The 21,883-nt window shown below is 69.7% G+C and carries 19 protein-coding genes; 7 read left to right on the top strand and 12 right to left on the bottom strand.

The genetic code is table 11. From position 1 onward, the window contains the following. Positions 1 to 15: 15 nt before the first annotated feature. Positions 16 to 327, top strand: coding sequence for a GNAT family N-acetyltransferase (locus BXA03_RS03195; protein ID WP_076503786.1), 312 nt, complete (start codon positions 16 to 18; stop codon positions 325 to 327). Positions 328 to 351: 24 nt separating this feature from the next. On the opposite strand, the gene BXA03_RS03190 is transcribed toward BXA03_RS03195, so the two are convergent. Further along, the gene (locus BXA03_RS03190; RefSeq protein ID WP_076504777.1) at positions 352 to 2,448 is read right to left on the bottom strand and encodes a PAS domain-containing protein; all 2,097 of its coding nucleotides are present in this window, start codon (positions 2,446 to 2,448) and stop codon (positions 352 to 354) included. A 108-nt stretch (positions 2,449 to 2,556) separates the two neighbouring features. Between BXA03_RS03190 and BXA03_RS26490 the strand changes: the two genes are divergently transcribed. Both BXA03_RS26490 and BXA03_RS03180 read left to right on the top strand, forming a co-directional pair. Beyond that, on the top strand, positions 2,557 to 2,796 hold the full coding sequence (locus tag BXA03_RS26490) for a hypothetical protein (protein ID WP_076503783.1): 240 nt from the start codon (positions 2,557 to 2,559) through the stop codon (positions 2,794 to 2,796). 188 nt (positions 2,797 to 2,984) lie between these two features. Beyond that, positions 2,985 to 3,443 carry a ferritin-like domain-containing protein gene (locus BXA03_RS03180; protein ID WP_076503782.1) on the top strand — a complete coding sequence of 153 codons (459 nt, stop codon included), beginning with the start codon at positions 2,985 to 2,987 and terminating at the stop codon, positions 3,441 to 3,443. 112 nt (positions 3,444 to 3,555) lie between these two features. On the opposite strand, the gene BXA03_RS03175 is transcribed toward BXA03_RS03180, so the two are convergent. The 10 genes from BXA03_RS03175 to BXA03_RS03130 all read right to left on the bottom strand — a co-directional run bounded on the left by BXA03_RS03175 (position 3,556) and on the right by BXA03_RS03130 (position 14,254). Then, positions 3,556 to 4,431: an alpha/beta fold hydrolase gene (locus tag BXA03_RS03175; RefSeq protein WP_076503781.1), complete on the bottom strand. Its 876-nt coding sequence runs from the start codon at positions 4,429 to 4,431 to the stop codon at positions 3,556 to 3,558. Beyond that, entirely contained in the window at positions 4,428 to 5,492 is a 1,065-nt protein-coding gene (locus tag BXA03_RS03170; RefSeq protein ID WP_076503779.1) for a branched-chain amino acid ABC transporter permease, read from the bottom strand. Before BXA03_RS03170 ends, BXA03_RS03175 begins: the two co-directional genes overlap by 4 nt. Positions 5,493 to 5,510: 18 nt before the next feature. After that, complete coding sequence (locus BXA03_RS03165; RefSeq protein ID WP_058643720.1) at positions 5,511 to 6,503, bottom strand: branched-chain amino acid ABC transporter permease; 993 nt, start codon at positions 6,501 to 6,503, stop codon at positions 5,511 to 5,513. Then, complete coding sequence (locus BXA03_RS03160) at positions 6,500 to 7,225, bottom strand: ABC transporter ATP-binding protein (protein ID WP_076503776.1); 726 nt, start codon at positions 7,223 to 7,225, stop codon at positions 6,500 to 6,502. Before BXA03_RS03160 ends, BXA03_RS03165 begins: the two co-directional genes overlap by 4 nt. Next, positions 7,222 to 7,986, bottom strand: a complete 765-nt coding sequence (locus BXA03_RS03155; protein ID WP_076503773.1) for an ABC transporter ATP-binding protein — start codon at positions 7,984 to 7,986, stop codon at positions 7,222 to 7,224. Before BXA03_RS03155 ends, BXA03_RS03160 begins: the two co-directional genes overlap by 4 nt. Positions 7,987 to 8,006: 20 nt before the next feature. Further along, positions 8,007 to 9,458, bottom strand: a complete 1,452-nt coding sequence (locus BXA03_RS03150; RefSeq protein WP_076503771.1) for an extracellular catalytic domain type 2 short-chain-length polyhydroxyalkanoate depolymerase — start codon at positions 9,456 to 9,458, stop codon at positions 8,007 to 8,009. A 237-nt stretch (positions 9,459 to 9,695) separates the two neighbouring features. After that, entirely contained in the window at positions 9,696 to 10,886 is a 1,191-nt protein-coding gene (locus tag BXA03_RS03145) for a substrate-binding domain-containing protein (protein WP_076503768.1), read from the bottom strand. Positions 10,887 to 11,030: 144 nt separating this feature from the next. Then, on the bottom strand, positions 11,031 to 11,306 hold the full coding sequence (locus BXA03_RS03140; protein WP_076503765.1) for a hypothetical protein: 276 nt from the start codon (positions 11,304 to 11,306) through the stop codon (positions 11,031 to 11,033). Then, positions 11,303 to 12,820, bottom strand: a complete 1,518-nt coding sequence (locus tag BXA03_RS03135; protein ID WP_076504775.1) for a sigma-54 interaction domain-containing protein — start codon at positions 12,818 to 12,820, stop codon at positions 11,303 to 11,305. Before BXA03_RS03135 ends, BXA03_RS03140 begins: the two co-directional genes overlap by 4 nt. A 27-nt stretch (positions 12,821 to 12,847) precedes the next feature. Next, the gene (locus tag BXA03_RS03130) at positions 12,848 to 14,254 is read right to left on the bottom strand and encodes a DUF2130 domain-containing protein (protein ID WP_076503763.1); all 1,407 of its coding nucleotides are present in this window, start codon (positions 14,252 to 14,254) and stop codon (positions 12,848 to 12,850) included. Between the two features lie 92 nt (positions 14,255 to 14,346). Here BXA03_RS03130 and BXA03_RS03125 point away from each other — a divergent pair, with 92 nt between their 5' ends. Genes BXA03_RS03125 through BXA03_RS03110 form a run of 4 tightly spaced genes read left to right on the top strand, consistent with a single transcriptional unit; the run spans position 14,347 to position 20,938 of the window. Then, positions 14,347 to 15,027: a CerR family C-terminal domain-containing protein gene (locus BXA03_RS03125; protein ID WP_076503761.1), complete on the top strand. Its 681-nt coding sequence runs from the start codon at positions 14,347 to 14,349 to the stop codon at positions 15,025 to 15,027. Continuing rightward, positions 15,024 to 16,622, top strand: a complete 1,599-nt coding sequence (locus BXA03_RS03120) for an efflux transporter outer membrane subunit (RefSeq protein ID WP_076503759.1) — start codon at positions 15,024 to 15,026, stop codon at positions 16,620 to 16,622. Before BXA03_RS03125 ends, BXA03_RS03120 begins: the two co-directional genes overlap by 4 nt. 28 nt (positions 16,623 to 16,650) lie before the next feature. Beyond that, on the top strand, positions 16,651 to 17,808 hold the full coding sequence (locus tag BXA03_RS03115) for an efflux RND transporter periplasmic adaptor subunit (RefSeq protein ID WP_076503757.1): 1,158 nt from the start codon (positions 16,651 to 16,653) through the stop codon (positions 17,806 to 17,808). Between the two features lie 16 nt (positions 17,809 to 17,824). After that, a complete protein-coding gene (locus tag BXA03_RS03110; RefSeq protein ID WP_076503755.1) occupies positions 17,825 to 20,938 on the top strand; it encodes an efflux RND transporter permease subunit in 3,114 nt (1,037 codons plus the stop codon). Here the strand turns inward: BXA03_RS03110 and BXA03_RS03105 are convergent. Further along, the gene (locus tag BXA03_RS03105; RefSeq protein ID WP_076503753.1) at positions 20,913 to 21,806 is read right to left on the bottom strand and encodes an MBL fold metallo-hydrolase; all 894 of its coding nucleotides are present in this window, start codon (positions 21,804 to 21,806) and stop codon (positions 20,913 to 20,915) included. The two genes, BXA03_RS03110 and BXA03_RS03105, sit on opposite strands and share 26 nt — an antisense overlap. Between the last annotated feature and the right edge of the window lie 77 nt (positions 21,807 to 21,883).

Raw genomic sequence — 21,883 nt, 5'->3', positions numbered from 1 at the left:
CGCCAAGGACCCCGCATGCCGCAGACGCCCACCCTCCGCAAGAACGAAGCCGTCCATCGCTACGAGATCCTGCTGGGCGACACGCTGGCGGGCTTCTCCGAGTACAACGTGCTGGCGAACGGGCTCATCTTCACCCACACCGAGATCCTTCCCGAATTCGAAGGACAGGGCCTGAGTTCCACGCTGGTCCGACATGCCCTGGAGGATGTGCGCGCCCTGGGCACGCGGGTGATCCCGGTGTGCCCGTTCGTGGCGGCCTATCTGCGCAAGCATCCCGAGTTCCACGACCTGATCGCGCCCGAAAGCCGGCGCGCTTTCGGGATCTGAGGCCGCGCCGGGCGCGGCCCGTACTCAGCCCCCCAGCATCTCGCGCACCCGCACGCCCAATTGCTCCAGCGGGAAGGGCTTGGTGAGCACGGCCATGCCGGGCTCAAGGTGGCCGTTGCCGATCAGCGCGTTTTCCGCATAGCCAGTGACGAACAGCACCTTGAGCTGCGGCCGGTGCACGCGCGCTGCATCCGCCAGCTGCCGCCCATTGAAGCCGCCGGGCAGGCCGACGTCGCTCACCAGCAGGTCGATGCGAACGCCTGATTCCAGCAGACGCAGGGCCGACGGCCCGTCATGCGCTTCCAGCAGCGTATAGCCGAGCTCGCCCAGGCATTCGAGCATCAACATGCGCACGGCCGGCTCGTCGTCGACCACCAGCACGGTCTCGCCCGCCGCACCCTGCGGCGCCAGGGCCTGGGTCATGTCCGCGGGCGCTTCGGCTGGACCGAAGTGGCGTGGCAGGTAGATGCACATGGTGGTGCCCTGCCCCAGCTCCGAATAGATGCGCACATGCCCGCCCGACTGCTGGGCGAAGCCGTAGATCATCGACAGCCCAAGTCCGGTGCCCTGCCCCATGGGCTTGGTGGTGAAGAAGGGGTCGAAGGCCTTGGCCTGCACTTCGGGCGTCATGCCGGTGCCGGTGTCGGTCACGCTGAGCGAGACGTACTGGCCCGCCGCCAGCCCCAGCGTGCGGGCGGTCTGCGCATCGATCCAGCGGTTGGCCGTCTCGATGGTGATGCGTCCGCCATCGGGCATGGCATCGCGGCCGTTGATGCACAGGTTGAGCAACGCGTTCTCGAGCTGGGGAACGTCCACGAAGGTGGTCCACAGGGCCATGGCGCCCACCGTCTCCACATGGATGCTCGGGCCGACGGTACGCCGGATCAGCTCCTCCATGCCAACCACCAGGTCGTTGAGGTTGGCGGCGGTGGGTGCCAGGGTCTGCCGCCGCGAGAAGGCCAGAAGCCGGTGCGTCAGCGCCGCCGCGCGCCGCGCCGCCGCCTGCGCCGTGCCCACGTAGCGGTCGATCTCGGCGAAGCGTCCCCGGGCGGCATGACGCTGGATCAGCTCCAGCGAGCCGGTGACGGCGGTGAGCAGGTTGTTGAAGTCGTGCGCCAGCCCACCGGTGAGCTGGCCCACCGCCTCCATCTTCTGCGAATGCCGCAGCGCCTCTTCCGCCGCCATCAGCTCCTTCACGGCCAGATTGACGCGTTGCTCGAGTTCGCGGTTGGCCTCGGCCAGCAGCCGCTCGGCCCGGACCCGCTCGGTCACGTCGTAGCCACCCACGAAGATGCCGGTCACCGCGCCGGCCGCATCGCGGATCGGCTCATACACGAAGTCGATGAAACGGTCGGCCTCCTCCGGCGTCTTGTTGCCCAGGTGGATGGGCATGGCCTTGGTGGCATAGGACTGGCCGCTGGCATAGACCTGGTCGAGCAGCTCGTAGAAGCCCTGCCCCTCCAGTTCATGCAAGGCCTCGCGCACCGTGCGGCCCAGGAAGTCGCGCTGACCCGCAATGGCGACATAGGCGTCGTTGACGTAGTCGTAGCGGTGATCCGGCCCGCTCAGGATGGCGACAAAGCCGGGCATCTGCTGCAGCGACTGGCGCTGGCGCTCGGTCACTTCGCGCAGGGCGGCGTCGGCAAGGACCTTGTCGGTGGTCTCGTTGGTGAAGATGAACAGCCCAGCGATCTCGCCGTCGGCATCGAGGATGCGCGAGTACGAGAAGGTCCACCAGGTGTCCGACTGACCGCGGTCGGTGGCGAGCTTCCAGTACAGGTCGGTGAAGCGCTGGCGCTGGCCGGCCATGGCCTGCGCAATGATCGGATGCGCCTGCGCCAGCGCGTCGGCCCACACCTCGTCGAAGGGAGCACCCATGGCCCATTCGACGCGCGGGCCGAGCAGCGGGATGTAGGTGTCGTTGAAGAAGAAGTGGAGCTGCGGGCCCCAGCAGAGGATCATCGACTCGGGCGAGTTGACGACGAGGCTGAGTGCGACCTTGAGCCCTTCGGGCCACTGTCCGGGCGGCCCAAGAGGATGGTCCCGCCAGTCCCGCTGCAGGATGAGTTCGGTGGCACGGCCGCCACCGGCCAGGAAGGGAGCGGAGCACGGCGTGTTCACCGGCGGATTGTAGGGAGGCACACTGCACCCACGGACGCGGTCGAGGCTCGCACGAAGCTTGCTTCGCCCGTCTGCGCGTTTCCACCTGCCACACACCCGCCGAGTTCCATGACCGACACCGCCCCTCACGTCCCGCCCGATGAAGCCGTCCAGTTCGAGGTCGTCGTCGACGAGATCCTGGCGCATCTGCGCGAGCGCAGCTTCTTCGTCTCGCGCATCACGCTGCGCAACAGTCTGCTGGCCTATGCCGCGCGCGAGGGCGTGACGCCGCTGAGCGGCGCCCGCGTGGCCGACGAGCTCATGCGGCTGCACATGGCGAGTCCGGCCGAGCTGCTGCAACTCTCGTAGCGCACGGTCCACGCTGACCCGGCACCCGCGCTTGGCGGGCGGTGCCAAGGCTGCTGCACCTACAGCGGCGCGCGCGGCGCGACGACGATCCGCGCGGGTGCGACCCTCAACCATGGCGGTTCCGCAGCCGGATGTCGCGCTCCCGCGAAATCCGGCCCTCGACACCCCCATCGGACAAGGAATCCACCATGGCCCAGACCACCAACGACATCATCGACACCCTGAACGACCTGCTGGAGAACTCGCGCGACGGCGAGTATGGCTTCCGCCTGTGCGCCGAAGAGGTGGAGAACAGCAGCCTGCGCACCACCTTCGCCAATCGCGCCACCGAATGCGCGCAGGCCGCGCGCGAACTGGAAGAACTCGTCGTTCGCCTGGGCGGCAAGCCCGCCGACGGCGGCACCGCCTCCGGCGCCCTGCACCGCGGCTGGGTGCACGTCAAGGGCGCCGTCGGCGCCAACAGCGAAGAGTCCATGCTCAACGAATGCGAGCGCGGCGAAGACGCGGCAGTGGCCCGTTATCGCAAGGCGCTGCAGCAGGATCTGCCGGCCGACGTCCGTGCAGTGATCGAGCGCCAGGCCCAGGGCGCCCAGAAGAACCATGACCAGATCAAGAGCCTGCGCGACCAGGCACGCGCCGCCAGCTGATCATCGGCACCAGGCCGGCGCCCGCATGCGGCGCAGGCACGAACGACAAGGCCCGCACATGCGGGCCTTGTTGCGTTTGGGGCCTGTCGACGGCCCGCACTGCCTGGGCGTGCTAGCGGGATGCGCCCAGGAAGGCAGCGATGGGCTCCAGCTGCGCTGGGACGTTCAACGCCGGCGCATGCCCGCACCCCGGCACCTCCAGCACCGTCAGCCGCCCCGCCGCACCGGGCCCGCGGTGGCGCATCGCCTCGACGGTCTCCGGCAGCACCAGATCGGACTCGGCGCCGCGCAGGATCATCACCGGCACTTCGATGGCGTCGTAGTGCGGCCAGATCAAGTAGTCGTCGTCGTGCACGGTGAACTGGCGCACCATGGCGGGGTCATAGTGGGGCGTCACGCGCCCGTCGGGCAGGCGTCGCGTCGAGGTCTCCGCCATGCGCCGCCACTGCACATCACTGAGCCAGCCGTAGGGCTTGTAGACCGTGCGCAGGAAGCCTTCCAGCTCACTGACCGTGTCGAAGGCCGGCGGGTTGCCCGCATACGCCTTGATGCGCTCGATGGCGGCCGAGGCGAGCTGCGGCGCGTTGTCGTTGAGCACCACGGCGGCGATGCGCTTCTTCATCGTCGGGACCACGAGGCCGGATGCGCAGACCGTGCCGATGGCGCCGCCCATGGAGGTGCCCACCCAGTGCACGCGCGCCAGACCCAGGTGTTCGCACAGCGCGTCGGCCAGGCGCGCATAGAAGGCCAGCTGGTATTCCTCGTCCGGCGCAGGGCTCCACTGGCTGAGGCCGCGCCCCAGTGTGTCGGGGCAGATCACGCGCCAGCCCTCGGCCACCAGGTGCGCCGCCAGTTCGTCCATGTCGCGGCCGGTACGGGCCAGGCCATGCCAGGCGATGACGGCCGGCGCGGCTGCATCGCCCCAATCCATCCAGTGGATCTCGCGGCCGACCAGCTGCGCATAGTGGGAAGTGGGGGTGACGCTCATTTCGCGCTCCTGCTGCGCAGCTTGCCGACGATGCCGGTGGGAAAGTAGTAGACCGAGAGCACGAAGAGCACGCCCAGCCACAGCAGCCAGCGGTCGGGCGAGAGCACGGCCGACAGCCAGGGCAGCCCGCTCGCCGCCTCGCTGCCCAGGCGCAGCAGGTCCTGCAGGTAGCTCTGCGCCACCACGAACAGCACCGCGCCGATGGCCGCGCCGTAGATGGTGCCCATGCCGCCGATCACCACGATCAGCAGCACGTCGACCATGATCTCGAAGCTGAGCGAGGTGTCCGGGCCGTTGTAGCGCAGCCAGATGGCGAGCATGGCGCCGGCCAGCGTGGCGAACAGAGCCGACAGCACGGCCGACAGCGTGCGGAACACCACCACGCGGTAGCCGATGGCCTCGGCCCGGAACTCGTTCTCGCGGATCGCCTGCAGCACGCGGCCGAAGGGCGAGTTGACGATGCGCAGCAGCGCCAGCACCAGCACCACGGCCAGCACGAAGAGCAGGTAGTAGCACAGCAGCCGGCCATCCAGCGAGACACCGAGGAAGGGCTCCTCGCTGAATTCGAAGCTGGGCGAGATCAGCTCTGGCAGCTTGAAGGTCAGCCCGTCCTCGCCGCCGGTGAAGTCCGACAGCTGCGAAGCCAGCGTCTGGAAGGCCGAGGCCACTGCCAGCGTGATCATGGCGAAGAAGATGGCCCGCACCCGCAGCGAGAACAGGCCCACCGCCAGTGCCAGCACCAGCGAGACCGCCAGCGCGCACAGCACGCCGACGACCACCGCGTCCCAGCCCGCGCCCATGCGCGTGGCTGCAATGGCCACGCCGTAGGCGCCGATGCCGAAGAACATGGTGTGGGCGAAGCTCACGATGCCGGTGTAGCCCAGCAGCAAGTCGAAGCTGGCGACCAGCACGATGAAGACCAGGATCTTGGCCGCCACGTTGAGCGCCTTGACGCCCGGGAACAGGAAGGGCGCGAAGGCCAGGCCCAGCAGCACGGCCAGCAGCAGCACCGCCAGCACCTTGCTGCGCGGCAGGTCGTTGGAGAGAAGGCGTCGAAGCATGATCGGTCCCCTCCCCTTTCAGCGGCTGCCCGCCACGGGATAAACGCCCTGCGGCCGCCACAGCAGGATCGCCACCATCAGCGCGATGTTGGAGAACAGCGCCACCTTGGGCGCGACGAAGCCGGTGTAGTTGGCCATCAGCCCCACCAGCAGTGCACCGATCAGCGCGCCGGTGGTCGAGCCCAGGCCGCCGATGATGATGACGATGAAGATCAGCACATTGACCTGCGCCCCCATCTGCGGGATCACGTTCTGCTGGTACAGGCCCCACATCACGCCGCCCAGGCCGGCCAGCGCGCTGCCCGCCACGAAGATGCCGACGAAGAGCACGCGGATGCGGTAGCCCAGGGACTCGACCATCTCGCGGTCCTGCACGCCGGCGCGGATCAAGAGGCCGATCTTGGTGCGGGCCAGCGTCCAGGCCAGCAGGCCGAAGACCAGCGCGCCGACGATCACCGCGAGCACACGGTACTTCTCCACCGCCGCATCGCCCCACAGCCAGGAGCCGCGCAGGCCCTCGGGCAGCGGCAGCGGGATCTGCGCCGGGCCCCAGATCACCTTGATCAGCTCCTCGCCGATGATCATGCCGCCCATGGTGATGAGGATCTGCTTCAAGTGCTGGCCGTAGACCGGCCGCACGATGAAGCGCTCGAAGGCCAGGCCCACCGCGCCCGCCACCAGCATGGCCACCACCATGGCCGGCAGCACCGCCACCAGGTTGGTGAGGATGGAGGTGGACTGCGTCCAGTCGCCCATGGCGCCCAGCACGCTGGTGGCCACGAAGGCACCCAGGGCGATGAACACCCCGTGGCCGAAATTCAGCACGTCCATCAACCCGAAGACCAGCGTGAGGCCCGAGGCGATGATGAACACGATCATGCCCATGGCCAGGCCGGCGATGGTCAGCGTGAGCCAGGTGGAGGGCGAGCCCACCAGCGGCAGGGCCACCAGCGCGAGCGCGGGCACCAGCAGCAGCGGCTTCCAGTCGATGTCTTTGGCGAGGGTCGTCATAGGGCCAGTCCCAGCAGGCGTTGCTGCAGTTGCGTGTCGGCCGAGAACTCGGCCATGCCGCCGGCGTGCACCACGCGGCCGTTGTCCATCACGGCGACGGTGTCGCCCAGGCGTTGGGCGAAGTGGATGTTCTGCTCCACCAGCAGGATGGTCACGCCGCTGGCCTTGAGCTCGGCGAAGGCGTCGATCATGTTGTTGATGATGGCGGGCGCCAGGCCCTTGCTGGGCTCGTCGATGATGAGCAGCTCGCGCGGCTCGACGATGGCGCGGGAGACGGCCAGCATCTGCTTCTGGCCGCCGGAGAGCTTGCCGGCTGGGTGGTTCCAGAACTTCTCCACCGCGGGGAAGAGCCGGAAGATCCACTTCAGGCGCGCCTCGTCCATGTCCTGCGCGCGGCGGGCGCCGCGGGCGGCCAGCAGCATGTTCTCCTTGACGGTCAGGTCCGCGAAGATGCCCATGGTCTCGGGCACATAGGCGATGCCCAGGTCGGCGATCTGCGGCGTCGGCAGGTTGGCGATGCTCTTGCCTGCAAACTGCACGCGGCCCTGCGCAACCTTCCACAGGCCCATGATCGTGCGCAGCGTGGTCGTCTTGCCGGCGCCGTTGCGGCCCAGCAGCATGGTGAGCTGGCCCTTGGGCACCACCAAGTCCACGCCGTGGAGGATGTGGTAGGCGCCGATGTGGGTGTGCACGCCTTCGAGCGTGAGCAGTGCGTCGTTCATGCCGCCTCCTTCGCCACGCCCAGGTAGGCTTCCTGCACGACCGGCGAGGCGATCACCTCGGCCGGCTCGCCATCGGCCACCAGCGTGCCGTTGTGCAGCACGATGATGCGGTCGGCCAGCTCGCGCACCACGTCCATCTTGTGCTCGACCAGCAGGATGGTCTTGGTCTTGTCCTGCTTGAGCCGGCGGATCAGGTCGAGGATGACCGGCGCCTCGGCCGCGTTCATGCCGGCCGTGGGCTCGTCGAACATGAAGACCTGCGGCTCCAGCGCCATCAGCAGTGCCACTTCCAGCTTGCGCTGGTCGCCGTGCGGCAGGCTGGCCACCACGTCGTGCTCGCGGGCCTTGAGGTTGGTCTCGGCCAGCAGCGCGTCGGCGCGCTCGGTCAGCGCGCGGTGGTCGCTCCAGATGCTCCAGAGGTTGAGGCCGCGCCGGTGCGGCCCTTCGTGCGCGGCCTGCACGGCCAGGCGCACGTTCTCCAGCACCGTGAGGTTGGGGAACAGATTGGTCAGCTGGAAGGCGCGGCCGAGGCCGGCGCGGGTGCGCGCCGAGGCCGGCAGCCCCGACAGGTCGCGGCCGTTCAGCAGCACCTTGCCCTCGGTGGCCTTGAGCTGGCCCGAGACCAGGTTGAAGTAGGTGGTCTTGCCCGCCCCGTTCGGGCCGACGATGGCCGTCAGCGTGCCCGGCGCGAAGCGGCAGCTGACGGCATTCACCGCCACATGCCCGCCGAAGCGGATGGTGAGGTTCTGGGTTTCAAGCAATTGCGGATGTCCTGTCGCGTTCAGTAGCAGGTGCCGACCTCGTAGTAGCCGGCGGCGGTCTTCTTCAGGGTGGTCTCGATGTAGATGTTCCACAACCCCATGCCCTGGTTGGAGCCATAGGCATAGGCGAAGCCGTAGAGCGCATAGGCCCGCGCGGCCACGGTGTGGCTGTAGTTGTCGGTGGTGGTGCACACGGGCGCCATACCGGTGGTGCTGGCGGTGGCCGTGGCCGAGGGCGCGCCGCGGGCGCCGGCGGCATTCACCGCACGCACCGTCCAGCCGTAGCTGCTGCCCGCGACGAGGTCGGTGTCGGTAAAGCTGGTGCCGGCGACCGGCGTGGGGTTGCGCCGCCCGCCGTTGCGGTAGACCACATAGCCCGCCGCACCCGGCACGGCAGACCAGCTCAGCTTCATACTGCTGGCCGTGGCGGCAGAGGCCGTCAGGCCGCCCGGCGCCGCGAGCGCGGCCGTGGCCGTGCCGCCCGACAGGTGTTTGACCATGGCCTGGATGGCGGCCATCTGCGGGCCCGCCTTTTTTGCATAGTCGGGGCTGTCATAGCCCCACCAGTCCCAGCAACCGTTGGTGGCCGTCACGCCGGTCTGCGGGTACAGCACGACGATGTTGTTCGTGTCGGCCCAGCGGTTGTAGCCGGTGTTGCGCACGTACTGCTGGCCGATCTGCGCCGTGTTCTGCTTGCAGCCGTGCAGCGCCACGTGCAGCCGGCAGGTGGCACTGCCGCTGGCGCAGGCCGCGGGCACATAGGCCCAGCCGGTCTGCGCCATGGCATGGCCGCCGACGAAGCCGCGCTGGTCGAACTCGATGAAGCTGCCGCCCAGCGTCGACACGTTGCGCGCATTGAGCGGGCCGTAGATCTGCTGCAGCAGCGCGCCGGCCAGGTCGAAGTTGCAGTCGTCGATGTAGGGGTCGCCCTTGACCGAGCAGGCGCTGCCGTAGTCGTCCGTCACAAAGGAATGCTCGGCCGCCAGGTCCTTCTTGTAGGCGATGTTGGCCGCCGGCACGAAGGCGCCGTAGTAGCTGCGCAGGTCGTCCATCACGGCCGTCTTGACCACGCTGTCGAGCGTGCCCGAGAACAGGTAGAGCCGGCTGGCCGCGAGGTTGGCCACCGGGTCGATGGCGCCACTCGTGGCCCAGTTGTTGGTGGTGGTCACCAGGCTGCTGACCGGGATGCTCGTGTCGTGCGCCATGCAGCGGCCGGTGGCGTAGACCACCGAGCCCTCGGCACAGTAGTACGGCCCGCCCGCCACCACGCCCGCACCCTTCTTGAAGGTGGCCGAATAGGCCACGTGCAGTTGCACCGCCATATAGCCGCCCGAGGACACGCCCGACACGCTGACCTGTGCCGGGTCGATATTGAGCTCCGGCAGCGGCACGGCCGCCGCCGCGCCAGCCAGCAGCCAGGCCGACACGAGCACACCGGCGGCGCGCCTGAGGGGCGCGGTGAACTTCTGCATGGTGCGTCTCCTGAAGGAAGGTGAGCCGTAGTGGCGCTGGGCGGGGACACCCACGGAACCGGCTTTGCCGGGCCGTGGGGTGTGCCCCCTTCGAGTATCAGAAGGGGGAGCCGCTAAGCGGCCTGGGGGATGTCGGTGGTCCGTTATCCACGGAACCGGCTTTGCCGGGCCGTGGGGTGTGCCCCCTTCGAGTATCAGAAGGGGGAGCCGCGAAGCGGCATGCGGGATGTCGCCCTGTTATCTCTTGTTGCGGATCGGAATGTCCATCTCCGACGGCTTGATCTCGTGCACCAGTTCCGGCACGCCCCAGGCGAAGGCCGGGTCCACCTTGATCTTGAAGTGGTACATGCTCTGCAGGGCCTGGTGGTCTTCCTTGCGGAAGGTCATGGTGCCCTTGGGCGTGTCGAAGCTCATGCCTTCCATGGTGCTGATGAGCTTGTTGGTGCCGGTGTCGCCGCCGGTCTTCTTGAGCGCGGTGACGACGGCCATGGCGGCCGAGAAACCGCCGGCGGTGAAGAAGTCCGGCGGGCTCTTGAATTCCTTGTAGTGCATGGACACCAGCGCCTCGTTCACCGGGTTTTTCGGAATGCCGAAGTAGTAGTAGGTGGCGCCTTCCATGCCGGGGAAGTTCTTGTAGCTGGCCATGGCCGGCAGGATGTTGCCGCCGGTGGCGATCTCGATGCCGTAGCGCTTGAGGTCCAGGTCGGCGATCTTGAAGGGGTTGCCCGCGCCGGCCCACACGATCCAGATCACCTTGCGGCCGGGCTGGTCCTTGAGCTTGTCGATCAGGCGCTGCGCACCGGCGGTGAAGTCCGTGGTGTTCTGCGGCAGGTATTCCTCATGGACGATCTTGGCCTTCTTGACCGCGTCCTTGAAGGCCTTCACGCCGTCGCGGCCGAAGGCGTAGTCCTGGGCCAGCGTGGCGATGGTGGTGCCCGGCTTGTCGAGCGCCACGGCGTTGGAGATGGCGTCCTGGCTCGAATTGCGGCCGGTGCGGAAGATGTACTTGTTCCACTTGTCGCCGGTGATCGAGTCGGCCACCGCGGGCTCGACGATCAGCAGCTTCTTGTATTCCTCGGCCACCGGCAGCATGGCCAGCGCCACGCCCGAAGAGGTGGGGCCGACGGCCAGCGCGGCCTTGTCGTCGGAATAGGCGGCGGCGAGCTGCGACTTGCCGAGGTCAGGCTTGCCCTGGTCGTCCTTCTCGATCACGACGATCTTCTTGCCGTTGACCATCATGGTGCCGCCCGTGGCGTAGTCCAGGCCCATCATCAGGCCGGTCTGGGTCTGCTTGCCGTAGGCCTCCAGCGGGCCGGTCTTGCTGTAGACGTGGGCGATGCGGATCTCGTTGGACTGGGCCCAGGCCGAAGCGGGGACCGCGACAGAGGCGGCGAGCGCGGCCAAGGCGACGAGGTGGCGACGGTTCATTCGTTGTCTCCTGAAAAAGGTGACTGAACATTGCACAGTTCGTGCCACTTGCTAAACCGTTGATATCAAAGGCTACTTCATTCGATCAAACTGCTTTATGCCTGATCTACGAACATCTGGCATGCCTGATTTTCGGTCGAATGTTCAATTTTCAGGCAGGGCTTTCCCGGAGGTCTGGCGCTCGGTGATCCACTGCTCGAACTGGCGCTCGGCCTGCTGGCGGAACTGGTTGCGCGCATGGTTGCAGGCCGCATGCGCCAGCCGCCGGTGCTTCGAGGAGCGGACACCGCCGAAGGTCGAGTCGACCAGATGCTCGATGGTGGCCGACTCCGGCCGGCCGGCGGGCTCGTCGAAATCCATCGGCAGGCCGCACCAATGGCAGTTGGGCCCGAAGGTGGCGCGCAGTGCCTTGACGCTCACGGGTTCGCCATCCGTTCGTACAGGGTCGCACGAGAGATGCCCAGCAGCCGCGCCGTCGCCAGCTTGTTGCCGCCGGTCGAAGCCAGTGCCGCGGCGATCGCCTTGCGCTCGAGTTCGGCCACCTGCTGCGACAAGGGGCGCAACAGCGCCGCCTGCTCGTCGGCATCCTGGCTGGTCTGCAGGGTGGCCGGCAGCTCGACCTGCTCCAGCCCGGCTTCGCGCAGGATGCGTTCGAGCTGCACCGCGTCGATGCGCTGCGACTCGCTTCGCATCGTGACCTGCTCCAGCACGTTGCGCAGCTCGCGGATGTTGCCGCGCCAGTGCTGGCCGGCCAGCAGGGCCAGCGCGTCGGGCAGCAGTTCGGGCGGCGCGTCGCCAGTGCGTTGGGCCACCTCGTCGCCCAGCGCCTCCACCAGCGCCGGGATGTCGCTGCGTCGCGCACGCAGCGGCGGCACGCGGATGGGCAGCACGTTCAGGCGGTAGTACAGGTCTTCGCGAAAGCGCCCCTGCGCCACCAGCGCCGGCAGGTCGCGCGAGGTGGCGGCGATCACGCGCGCATCGAAGGCCACCAGCTTGTTCGAGCCCAGCGGCTCGATCTCGCCCTCCTGCAGCGCGCGCAGCAGCTTGGCCTGCAGCGTGAGCGGCATGTCGCCGATCTCGTCCAGGAACAGCGTGCCGCCGTCGGCGAACTTGAACTTGCCCTCGCGGCCGCGCCGGTCCGCGCCGGTGAAGGCGCCGGGCGCGAAGCCGAAGAACTCGGCCTCCAGCAGCGTGTCGGGCACGGCCGCGATGTTGACGCTGACGAAGGGCCCGGCCGCCCGGGCCGAGGCACCGTGGATGGCATGGGCCAGCAGCTCCTTGCCGGTGCCCGTCTCGCCCAGCAGCAGCACCGGGCTGCTGGACTGGGCCGCGCGCCGCGCATGGCGCTTGACCTCCACGGCCGCCGGGCTGCTGCCGATGAAACTGGCGAAGCTGTATTTGGCCTGGCGCGGCAGCCCGCCTTCCAGCCCATTGCGCGCCGCGCGGCTGGCCTGGCTGGCCAGTTCGCGCCGGGCCTCGTCCAGGTCGCGCTGCAGCAGCGCGAACTTGGCCACCAGCGGCTGCAGCGTGGTCTGCGGATGGTCAAAGAGCACGATGCCGATGGCGCCGATCACCGGCCCCGTGCCATCGTCGTGCTCCTCGCGCAGCGGCAGGCGGCTGACGACGAAGGTGCCGGCCTTGTTGGTCAGCAGGTCCACCAGCACCGGCTCGCCGGTCTCCAGCACGCGGCGCATCTGGGTGTTGGGGATCACCTCCTCCACCATGTGGCCGACGAACTGGTCCACGCCATCGAAGCCCAGCGCCGGCAGGAAGCGGCGGTAGCCCTCGTTCACCCACACGATGCGGCCGCTGCGGTCGATCAGGAACATCCCCTGGCTGATGCTGGAGAAGAGCTGGAACATCGAGCGCGCCGCCAGCGCCAGGATGCCCTGGGCGTCCTGCGGCAGCGTGGGGTCGGAGGTTGCGGCAGACATGGCGCGCGATCGTAGCGGCGCCATGGCCTAGTCGTCGGTGCTGCCGGCGTCCTTGAGCTCGGCGAACTTGGCCGCCATGGTCGGGTTGCCGCGCGTGAGCTTCTTGATCGTCAGGTCCTCGGCCTTGTCGTTGGCCAGGCGCAGGTTGTTGGCCGACTTGTAGAGCGCGTCCTTGGTCTTCTCCAGGTCCTTGATGGCTTCGTCGATGCGCTTGACGGCCTCCTCGAAGCCATCGGACGCCAGCCGCCAGTTGCGGCCGAAGGCGGCCTTGAAGTCGTCCAGCTGCGTCTCGAAGCGGGTGATGTCCAGGTTCTGCGCCTTGACCAGCGCCAGCTCCGACTTGTAGGCCAGCGCCTTGGTGGCCGCATTGCGCAGCAGCGTGACCATGGGCAGGAAGAACTGCGGCCGCACCACGTACATCTTCGGGTAGCGGTGGAACACGTCGACGATGCCGGTGTTGTAGAGCTCGCTCTCGGGCTCCAGCAGCGAGACCAGTACCGCGTACTCGCAGCCCTTCTCGGTGCGGTCCTTGTCCAGCTCGCGGAAGAAGTCCTCGTTCTTCTTGCGCGTGGCGGTGGCGTCGCTCTCGTTCTTCATCTCGAACATGATCGAGACGATCTCGGTGCCGTCCTCGTCGAGGTCGCGGAAGATGTAGTCGCCCTTGCTGCCGCTGCGGGCGTCGTTGTCCTTCTCGAAGTAGGCACGCGGAAAGGCGGTGGCGCGGATGCGGTTGAACTCGGTCTCGCAGTGCTGCTCCAGCGTCTCGCCCACCATCTTGGTGGACAGCCGCGCCTTCATGTCGCGCAGGCGCTCGATGGCGTCGTCGCGGTCGCGGATCTGCGTCTCGTACTTGTCCTTGAGCATCTGCTCGGCCACCTGCTTTTCGAGCGCCACGCGCTCCAGGTTGTTGCGCAGGGCATCGCGCTCCTTCTCGACCGCGCCAACGGCTTCGGTGACGGCCAGCCGCTGCGCCATGCCGCCAGCGTCGAGGCGGGACTTCAGCGCCTGGATCTCGGCGTCCTTGGCAGCCGCGGCCTTCTGCACTTCGCTCGCGAGCCGCGCCTCGGCCAGGCGGGCCGCGGATTCGCGCTCCTGCCGGGCCTGTGCCAGTTCGTGAGCCAGCTGGTCGCGCTCGCGCTCGATGCTGCCCAGCGCCTCGTTCACCGCGAGCCGGCGCGCCACCTCGCCGGCGTCGAGCCTGGCCTTGAGCGCGAGGATCTCGGCCTCCCGGGCCGCGGCCTTTTTCTCCAGCTCGCTGGCGAGCTGGGCCCGCGCGAGTTCGACCGCACTGCGCTTGTCCTGCTCGGCCAGTTCCAGCCGCTCGTGCAGCTGGCGGTCGAAGTCGCTGTCGCGCACCTGCTTGAGGATGTCCGCGTAGCCGGACTCGTCGATCTTGAAGGCCTTGCCGCAGTGGGGGCACTTGATGTCTTGCATGCGGGCGATCCTAGCGCGGCGTCGGACAAAGGCGCGACCGCGGCACAGACTTTAATCATTCGTTTGATTTCGGTGGTCTAATCCGCACCCGCATGACCACCGCCACGCCCAAGCCGGCCCGGGGCGACGGGGCCGAGGCCCGCCAGCGCCTGCTGCTGGCCGCGCTCGCCCTGTTCGCCGACCAGGGCTTCGCCAAGACCTCCACCCGCGCCATCGCCGCGGCCGCCGACATGAACATCGGCGCCATCAGCTACTACTTCGGCGACAAGGCCGGGCTGTACGCCGCCTGCTTCACCGAGCCCATGGGCGGCAAGGCCGAAGAGACCACCGCCCTGTGGTCCGCGCCCGGCCTGTCGCTCGACGAGGCGCTGACGGTGTTCATGCGCGCCTACCTGGAGCCGCTCAAGCTGGGTGAGCGCGTGCGCCAGTGCATGCGCCTGCACCTGCGCGAGATGCTGGAGCCCAGCAGCCAGTGGGCCACCGAGGTGGAGCGCGAGATCAAGGGCCCGCACCAGGCCATGGTGCGGCTGCTGGCCCGGCATCTGGATGCCCGCGTGGACGACGACATCCATCGCCTGGCCTTCGCCGTCACCGGCCTGGCGATGCAGCCCTACGTGACGCGCGACTTCATCGACGTGATCCGCCCCGGCCTGCTGCGCAGCCCCCGTGCCGTCGACCAGTGGGCCGAACGGCTGGCCGGCATGGCGCTGGCCCTGGTGGCGGCCGAACGGGGCCGCCGCGCGGCCAATGCCTCCGAGGAACCTTCCGCATGACGACTCGAACCGCCCCGCCCGCCGCGCGGCTGCTGGCCGCGCTGCCGCTCGCGCTGGCCCTGGCTGCCTGCGGCGTGACCCGGCCGCCCGCCGCCGTGCAGGCGCCCGCGCCCGCGCAATGGCGCAGCCCGGTGCCGGCCGACGCCCTGCCCCACCACGGCTCGACGGCCGACCTCGCCCACTGGTGGCGCCAGGCCGGCGATCCGCTGCTGGGCGAGCTGATCAAGGCCGCCCAGGCCGCCAGCCCCAACGTGGCCAGCGCCGCCGCGCGCGTGACCGAGGCCCGCGGCGCCCGCACCCAGGCCGGCGCCGCCCTGGCGCCGCGGCTGGACGGCAACCTGTCGGCCACGCGCAGCGCCTCGCCGCTCAGCGGCACCAGCACGGGCAGCACCACGACCACCGGGACCGGCAGCACCAGCGTGCCCCCGGCGACCGTGCTGCAGGCCACGCTGCAGCCCAGTTGGGAGATCGACCTCTTCGGCGGCCTGCGCGCCAGCCGCGACGCCGCCATCGCCCGCCTCGATGCCGGCGAGGCCCGCTGGCACGACGCCCGCATCGCCGTGGCGGCCGAGACGGCCAATGCCTACTTCGCCGAACGCGCCTGCGCCCGCCAGCTGGCCGTGGCCGAGGCCGACACCCGCTCACGGACCGAGACGGCCCGCCTCACGGGCCTGTCGGCCGACGCCGGCTTCACCGCGCCGGCCGATGCGGCCCTGGCCCGCGCCAGCGCGGCCGATGCGTCGGGCCGGCTCACGCAGCAGCGCGCCCAGTGCCGCGTGCTGCGCCACGGACTGGTCGCGCTGACGGGCCTGTCGGCGGAAGACCTGGACCGGCGACTCGATGCCCAGTCCGCCGTCACCGCCCTGCCCACGCCACCGGCCGTGGACGCCGTGCCGGCCCAGACGCTCTCGCAGCGGCCCGACCTGTTCTCCGCCGAGCGCGCCGTGGCGGCTGCCAGTGCCGAGGCCGGCGCGGCGCAGGCCCAGCGCTATCCGCGCCTGACGCTCAGCGGCAGCGTGGGCCGGCTGCAGCTGCGCAGCCAGGGCTTCCGCGCCTCGCTCGACACCTGGAGCGTGGGCCCGGTGGCGCTGTCGGTGCCGCTGTTCGACGGCGGCGTGTCGGCCGCCAATGCCGAATCGGCCCGCGCCCGCTACGACGAGGCCGTAGTGCAGTACCGCGCCAGCGTGCGTCAGGCCGTGCGCGAGGTCGAAGAAGCGCTGACCAACCTCGACAGCACCCGCCAGCGCGCCGCCGATGCCGACACCGCCGTGCGCGGCTACCAGGCCAACTTCGACGCTGCCCAGTCGCGCTATCAGACGGGGCTGGCCAGCCTGTTCGAGCTGGAGGACGCGCGCCGCACGCTGTTCGCCGCGCAGACGGCGCGGGTCTCGCTGCAGCGCGAGAGCAACGAGGCGTGGGTCGCGCTCTACCGCGCAGTGGGTGGCGGCTGGCAACGGCCCGACGCCGACGGCGCAGCCACCGCCCCGGCCTCCACCGCCGGCATGTCGAACGCCGCCGTCGCCGCCCCAGGCGCCAAGCCCGCTTCGACGACCAGCCCGACCCCGTCCGGCGCCACCGCCACGCCGCGCCCCTGAACCCTGCCCCGCGCCCGGAAAGATCACCATGCAACGCTCCCGACGCCCGCTCCTCATCGCGATCCTGGTCGTGGCCCTCGTGGCCGTGGCCGCCTTCTTCCTGCTGCGCGGCAAGCCCGCGGAAGGCGAGGCGGCCAAAAAGGCCGACAAGCCCGCCGCCACCGCCCGCCCCGCGCTCACCGTCACGGTGGTGCAGCCGCAGCCCGCCGACCTGGTGGCCGGCCTGCCGGCCAACGGCAACATCGCCGCGTGGCAGGAGGCCATCATCGGCTCCGAGGCGGCCGGCCTGCGCCTGGCCGACGTGCGGGTGAACGTGGGCGACCTGGTCAAGAAGGGCCAGGTGCTGGCCACCTTCTCGGGCGACACGGTGCAGGCCGAAGTCGCCCAGGCCCGCGCCAGCCTGGCCGAGGCCGAGGCCGCCGCAGCCGATGCCGCCGCCAATGCCGAGCGTGCCCGCACGCTGTCGGCGACCGGCGCGCTGAGCCAGGCGCAGATCAACCAGTACCTCACCACCGGCCAGACCGCCAAGGCCCGCGTCGAGGCCGCCCGCGCCGCGCTGCAGGCGCAGCAGGTGCGCCAGCGCAACACGCAGGTGCTGGCACCGGACGACGGTGTCATCTCCTCGCGCACGGCCACCGTGGGCGCGGTGGTGGGCTCGGGCGCCGAGCTCTTCCGCCTGGTGCGCCGCGGCCGCCTCGAATGGCGGGCCGAGGTGGCCTCCAACGAGCTGCCCAGGGTGCGCGTGGGCCAGAAGGCCCGTGTGACGGCCGCCAGCGGCGTGACGGTCGAGGGCACGGTGCGCGCTCTGGCGCCCACGGTCGATCCGCAGACGCGCAATGCGCTGGTCTACGTCGACCTGCCCGCCAACGGCGACGTGCGCGCCGGCATGTACGCGCGCGGCGAATTCATGCTCGGTCGCATCGAGCAACTCACCGTGCCGCAGTCCGCCGTGGTGGTGCGCGACGGCTTCGCCAGCGTGTTCGAGGTGGGCGCCGACGGCAAGGTCGCCATGCGCCGCGTGACGACTGGCCAGCGCGCCGGCGACCGCATCGCCATCGCCGAAGGCGTGAAGCCGGAGATGAAGCTTGTCGAGCGCGGCGCCGCCTTCCTCAACGACGGCGACGTGGTGCAGGTGCAGGGCCAGCCGGCCCCGGCGGCCGCCGCCCCGGCCCCGGCCGCCAAGTGACGCGGGAGCATCCGGCATGAACCTTTCCGCCTGGTCGATCCGCAACCCCATTCCGGCGGCGATGCTCTTCGTCCTGCTGACGCTGGCAGGGCTGCTGTCCTTCAAGTCCATGAAGGTGCAGAACTTCCCGGACATGGACCTGCCGGTGGTGGTCGTCACCGCTGCCCTGCCCGGCGCCGCGCCAGGGCAGCTCGAAAGCGATGTGGCGCGCAAGATCGAGAACGCCATCGCCACCATCCAGGGCGTCAAGCACATCACCTCCACCCTGGTCGACGGCCAGGCCACCATCGCCACCGAGTTCGAGCTGGAGAAGCCCGTGCAGGAAGCCGTGGACGACGTGCGCTCGGCCGTGAGCCGCGTGCGCGCCGACCTGCCGGCCGACCTGCGCGACCCCATCGTGGCCAAGCTGGAGCTGTCGTCGCAGCCGGTGCAGGCCTATGCCATCGCCTCCGACAACTGGGACGACGAGCAGCTGTCGTGGTTCGTCGACGACACGCTGTCGCGCCGCATGCTGGCCGTGCCCGGCGTGGGCGCCATCACCCGCGTGGGCGGCGTCACGCGCGAGGTGCGCGTCGCGCTCGATCCGGCGCGCATGCAGTCGCTGGGCATCACCGCAGCGACGGTCTCGCGCACGCTGCGGCAGGTGCAGATGGAAAGCGCCGGCGGCCGGGCCGAGCTGGGCGGCGCCGAGCAGCCGCTGCGCACCCTGGCCACCGCCAAGACGGCGGCCGAAGTCGCCGCCATGCAGATCCCGCTGGGCAATGGCCGCCATGCGCGCGTGGACGAGGTGGCCACCGTCACCGACACCGTGGCCGAGCCGCGCGCCCTGGCCCTGCTGGATGGCAAGCCGGTGATCGGCTTCGAGATCTCGCGCAGCCGCGGCGCCAGCGAGGTGGAGGTGGGCGACGGCGTGCAGAAGGCGCTGGACAAGCTGCAGGCCGACTACCCGCACCTGAGGCTGCAGCGCACCTTCGACTTCGTGGACATCGCCCGCGGCGAGTACGACAGCTCCATGCGCCTGCTCTACGAAGGCGCGCTGCTGGCGGTTGTGGTGGTGTGGCTCTTCCTGCGCGACTGGCGGGCGACCATCGTCTCGGCCGTGGCGCTGCCGCTGTCGGTCATCCCGGCCTTCATCGGCATGTACCTGCTGGGCTTCTCGATCAACATCATCACGCTGCTGGCGCTCTCGCTGGTGGTGGGCATATTGGTCGACGACGCCATCGTGGAGGTCGAGAACATCGTGCGCCACCTGCGCATGGGCAAGAGCCCCTACCAGGCGGCCATGGAGGCGGCCGACGAGATCGGCCTGGCGGTGATCGCCACCACCTTCACGCTGATCGCGGTGTTTTTGCCCACGGCCTTCATGAGCGGCATTCCGGGCCGCTTCTTCAAGCAGTTCGGCTGGACGGCGGCGCTGGCCGTGTTCGCCTCGCTGGTGGTGGCGCGGCTGCTCACGCCCATGATGGCGGCCTATATCCTCAAGCCGCTGGTGGCCCATGACAAGGAGCCGGGCTGGATGCGCAGCTACATGCGCGCCTCGGCCTGGTGCCTGCGCCACCGCGGGCTGACGCTGCTTGGCGCGCTGGTGTTCTTCGTCGGCTCGCTGGCGTTGATCCCGCTGCTGCCCTCGGGCTTCATCCCGCCGGACAACAACGTGCAGACGCAGGTCACGCTCGAACTGCCGCCCGGCAGCAAGCTGGCCGACACGCGCCGCGCGGTCGAGGCGGCCAGCGAACGCATCCGCAGGGTGGGCCACATCGAGAGCATCTACGTCGCCATCGGCGGCGGCGCGGCCGGGGCCGACCCGATGGCCGGCGGCGCCGGCAGCGATCCGCGCAAGGCCACCATGACACTGCGCCTGGCGCCGCGCGGCGAGCGCCCGGTCAAGCAGGTGATCGAGCGCGAGCTGCGCCAGGTGATGGCCGAGGTGCCGGGCGTGCGGGTCAAGGTGGGCCTGGGCGGCTCCAACGACAAGTACATCCTGGCGCTGTCCAGCGAGGACCCACAGGCGCTGGCCACCGCCTCGCGCGACGTGGAGCGCGACCTGCGCACGATTCCCGGCGTGGGCAACGTCAGCTCCAACGCCAGCCTGGTGCGGCCCGAGATCGCGGTGCGGCCCGACTTTGCCCGCGCCGCCGACCTGGGCGTGACCAGCAGCGACATCGCCGAGACGCTGCGCGTGGCCACGGTGGGCGACTACGAGCAGTACCTGCCCAAGCTCAATCTTGCGCAGCGGCAGGTGCCGATCGTGGTGCGGCTGGCCGACAGCGCGCGCGAGAACCTGTCGACGCTGGAGCGTCTGACGGTGCCCGGCACCCGTGGCCCGGTGCGGCTGGGCGAAGTCGCCACGCTGGAGCCCGCGGGCGGCCCGGCCGTCATCAGCCGCTACGACCGCGCGCGCAACGTCAACTTCGAGATCGAGCTGGGCGAACGCGGCCTGGGCGAGGTGGCCGAGGCCATCCGCGCGCTGCCCGCCATCCAGGGCCTGCCGCCCAGCGTGCGCACCGTCGACGTCGGCGACGCCGAGATGATGGGCGAGCTGTTCAGCAGCTTCGGCCTGGCCATGCTGACGGGCGTGCTGTGCATCTACATCGTTCTGGTGCTGCTGTTCAAGGACTTCCTGCAGCCGGCCACCATCCTGGCGGCGCTGCCGCTGTCTCTGGGCGGCGCCTTCGTGGCGCTGCTGCTGGCGGGCAAGAGCTTCTCGATGCCGTCGCTGATCGGGCTGGTGATGCTGATGGGCATCGCGACGAAGAATTCGATCCTGCTGGTGGAGTACGCCATCGTGGCGCGGCGCGACCACGGCATGAGCCGCTGGGACGCGCTGCTCGACGCCTGCCACAAGCGCGCGCGGCCGATCATCATGACCACGCTCGCCATGGGCGCCGGCATGATGCCCATCGCCCTGGCCTGGGGCGAGGCGGACATGAGCTTCCGCTCGCCCATGGCGGTGGCGGTGATCGGCGGGCTGGTCACCTCCACCATCCTGAGCCTGCTGGTGATCCCGGCCACCTTCACCTATGTGGACGACCTGGAGCAGTGGGTCAAGCGGTTGTTCCGCCGCGGGCGGCCGGCCGCGCACGAGGGCGCGGCGGCACCGGCGGCTACAGCACGTCCACCGGAATCTTGAGGTAGCGCACGCCGTTGGCCTCGGCCGGCGGCAGCGCCCCGGCGCGGATGTTGACCTGGATGGCCGGCAGGATCAGCACCGGCATGGCCAGCGTGGCGTCGCGCGCCTGGCGCATGGCGACGAAGCCGGCCTCGTCCACGCCCGCGTGCAGGTGGATGTTGGCGCGGCGCTGGTCGGCCACCGTGGTCTCCCAGGCCGGCGCCCGGCCGTCGGGCGGGTAGTCGTGGCACATGAAGAGGCGCGTGGCCGGCGGCAGCGCCAGCAGCCGTTCGACCGAGCGGTAGAGCTGGTGCGCATCGCCACCGGGGAAGTCGCAGCGCGCGCTGCCCACGTCGGGCATGAAGAGCGTGTCGCCCACGAAGGCCAGCTGCGCGGTGCCTCCTTCGTCCTCCAGGACATAGGCCATGTCGGCGGGCGTGTGGCCGGGCACATGCATGGCCCGCAGGCGCAGCGCGCCGACATGGAACACCTCGTCGGGCTCGAACAGGTGGCCGAACTGCGAGCCGTCGAGCGCGAATCCCGGCTCCAGGTTGAACACCTTCTTGAACACGCCCTGCACCGTGCGGATGGCCGAGCCGATGGCGATGGTGCCCCCTAGCGCCTTCTGCAGGTAGGGCGCGGCCGAGAGATGGTCGGCATGGGCATGCGTCTCCAGCAGCCACTGCACCGTGAGGCCGTGTGCGCGCACGAAGTCGATGAGGCGGTCGGCCGAATGCGTGGCCGTGCGGCCGGACTTGGGGTCGTAGTCCAGCACCGAATCGACGATGGCGCAGGCCCCGCCCTCGCGCTCGAAGAGCACGTAGCTGATGGTGAAGGTGGCCGGGTCGAAGAAGGGCTGGACGCGGGCGGAGACAGGCTGGTCGATCATCGGTGGCTCCTCGAAATCAGGGGATGCGGAAAGGATTGGCCAACAGTTTATTGAAAGATATTTTGTGTTTCAATAAA

The organism is Pseudacidovorax sp. RU35E (assembly GCF_900156165.1).
Lineage (GTDB): Bacteria > Pseudomonadota > Gammaproteobacteria > Burkholderiales > Burkholderiaceae_C > Xenophilus.
The sequence above is the reverse complement of the archived record's forward strand: the minus strand, read 5'-3'. Positions and strand labels throughout refer to the sequence as shown.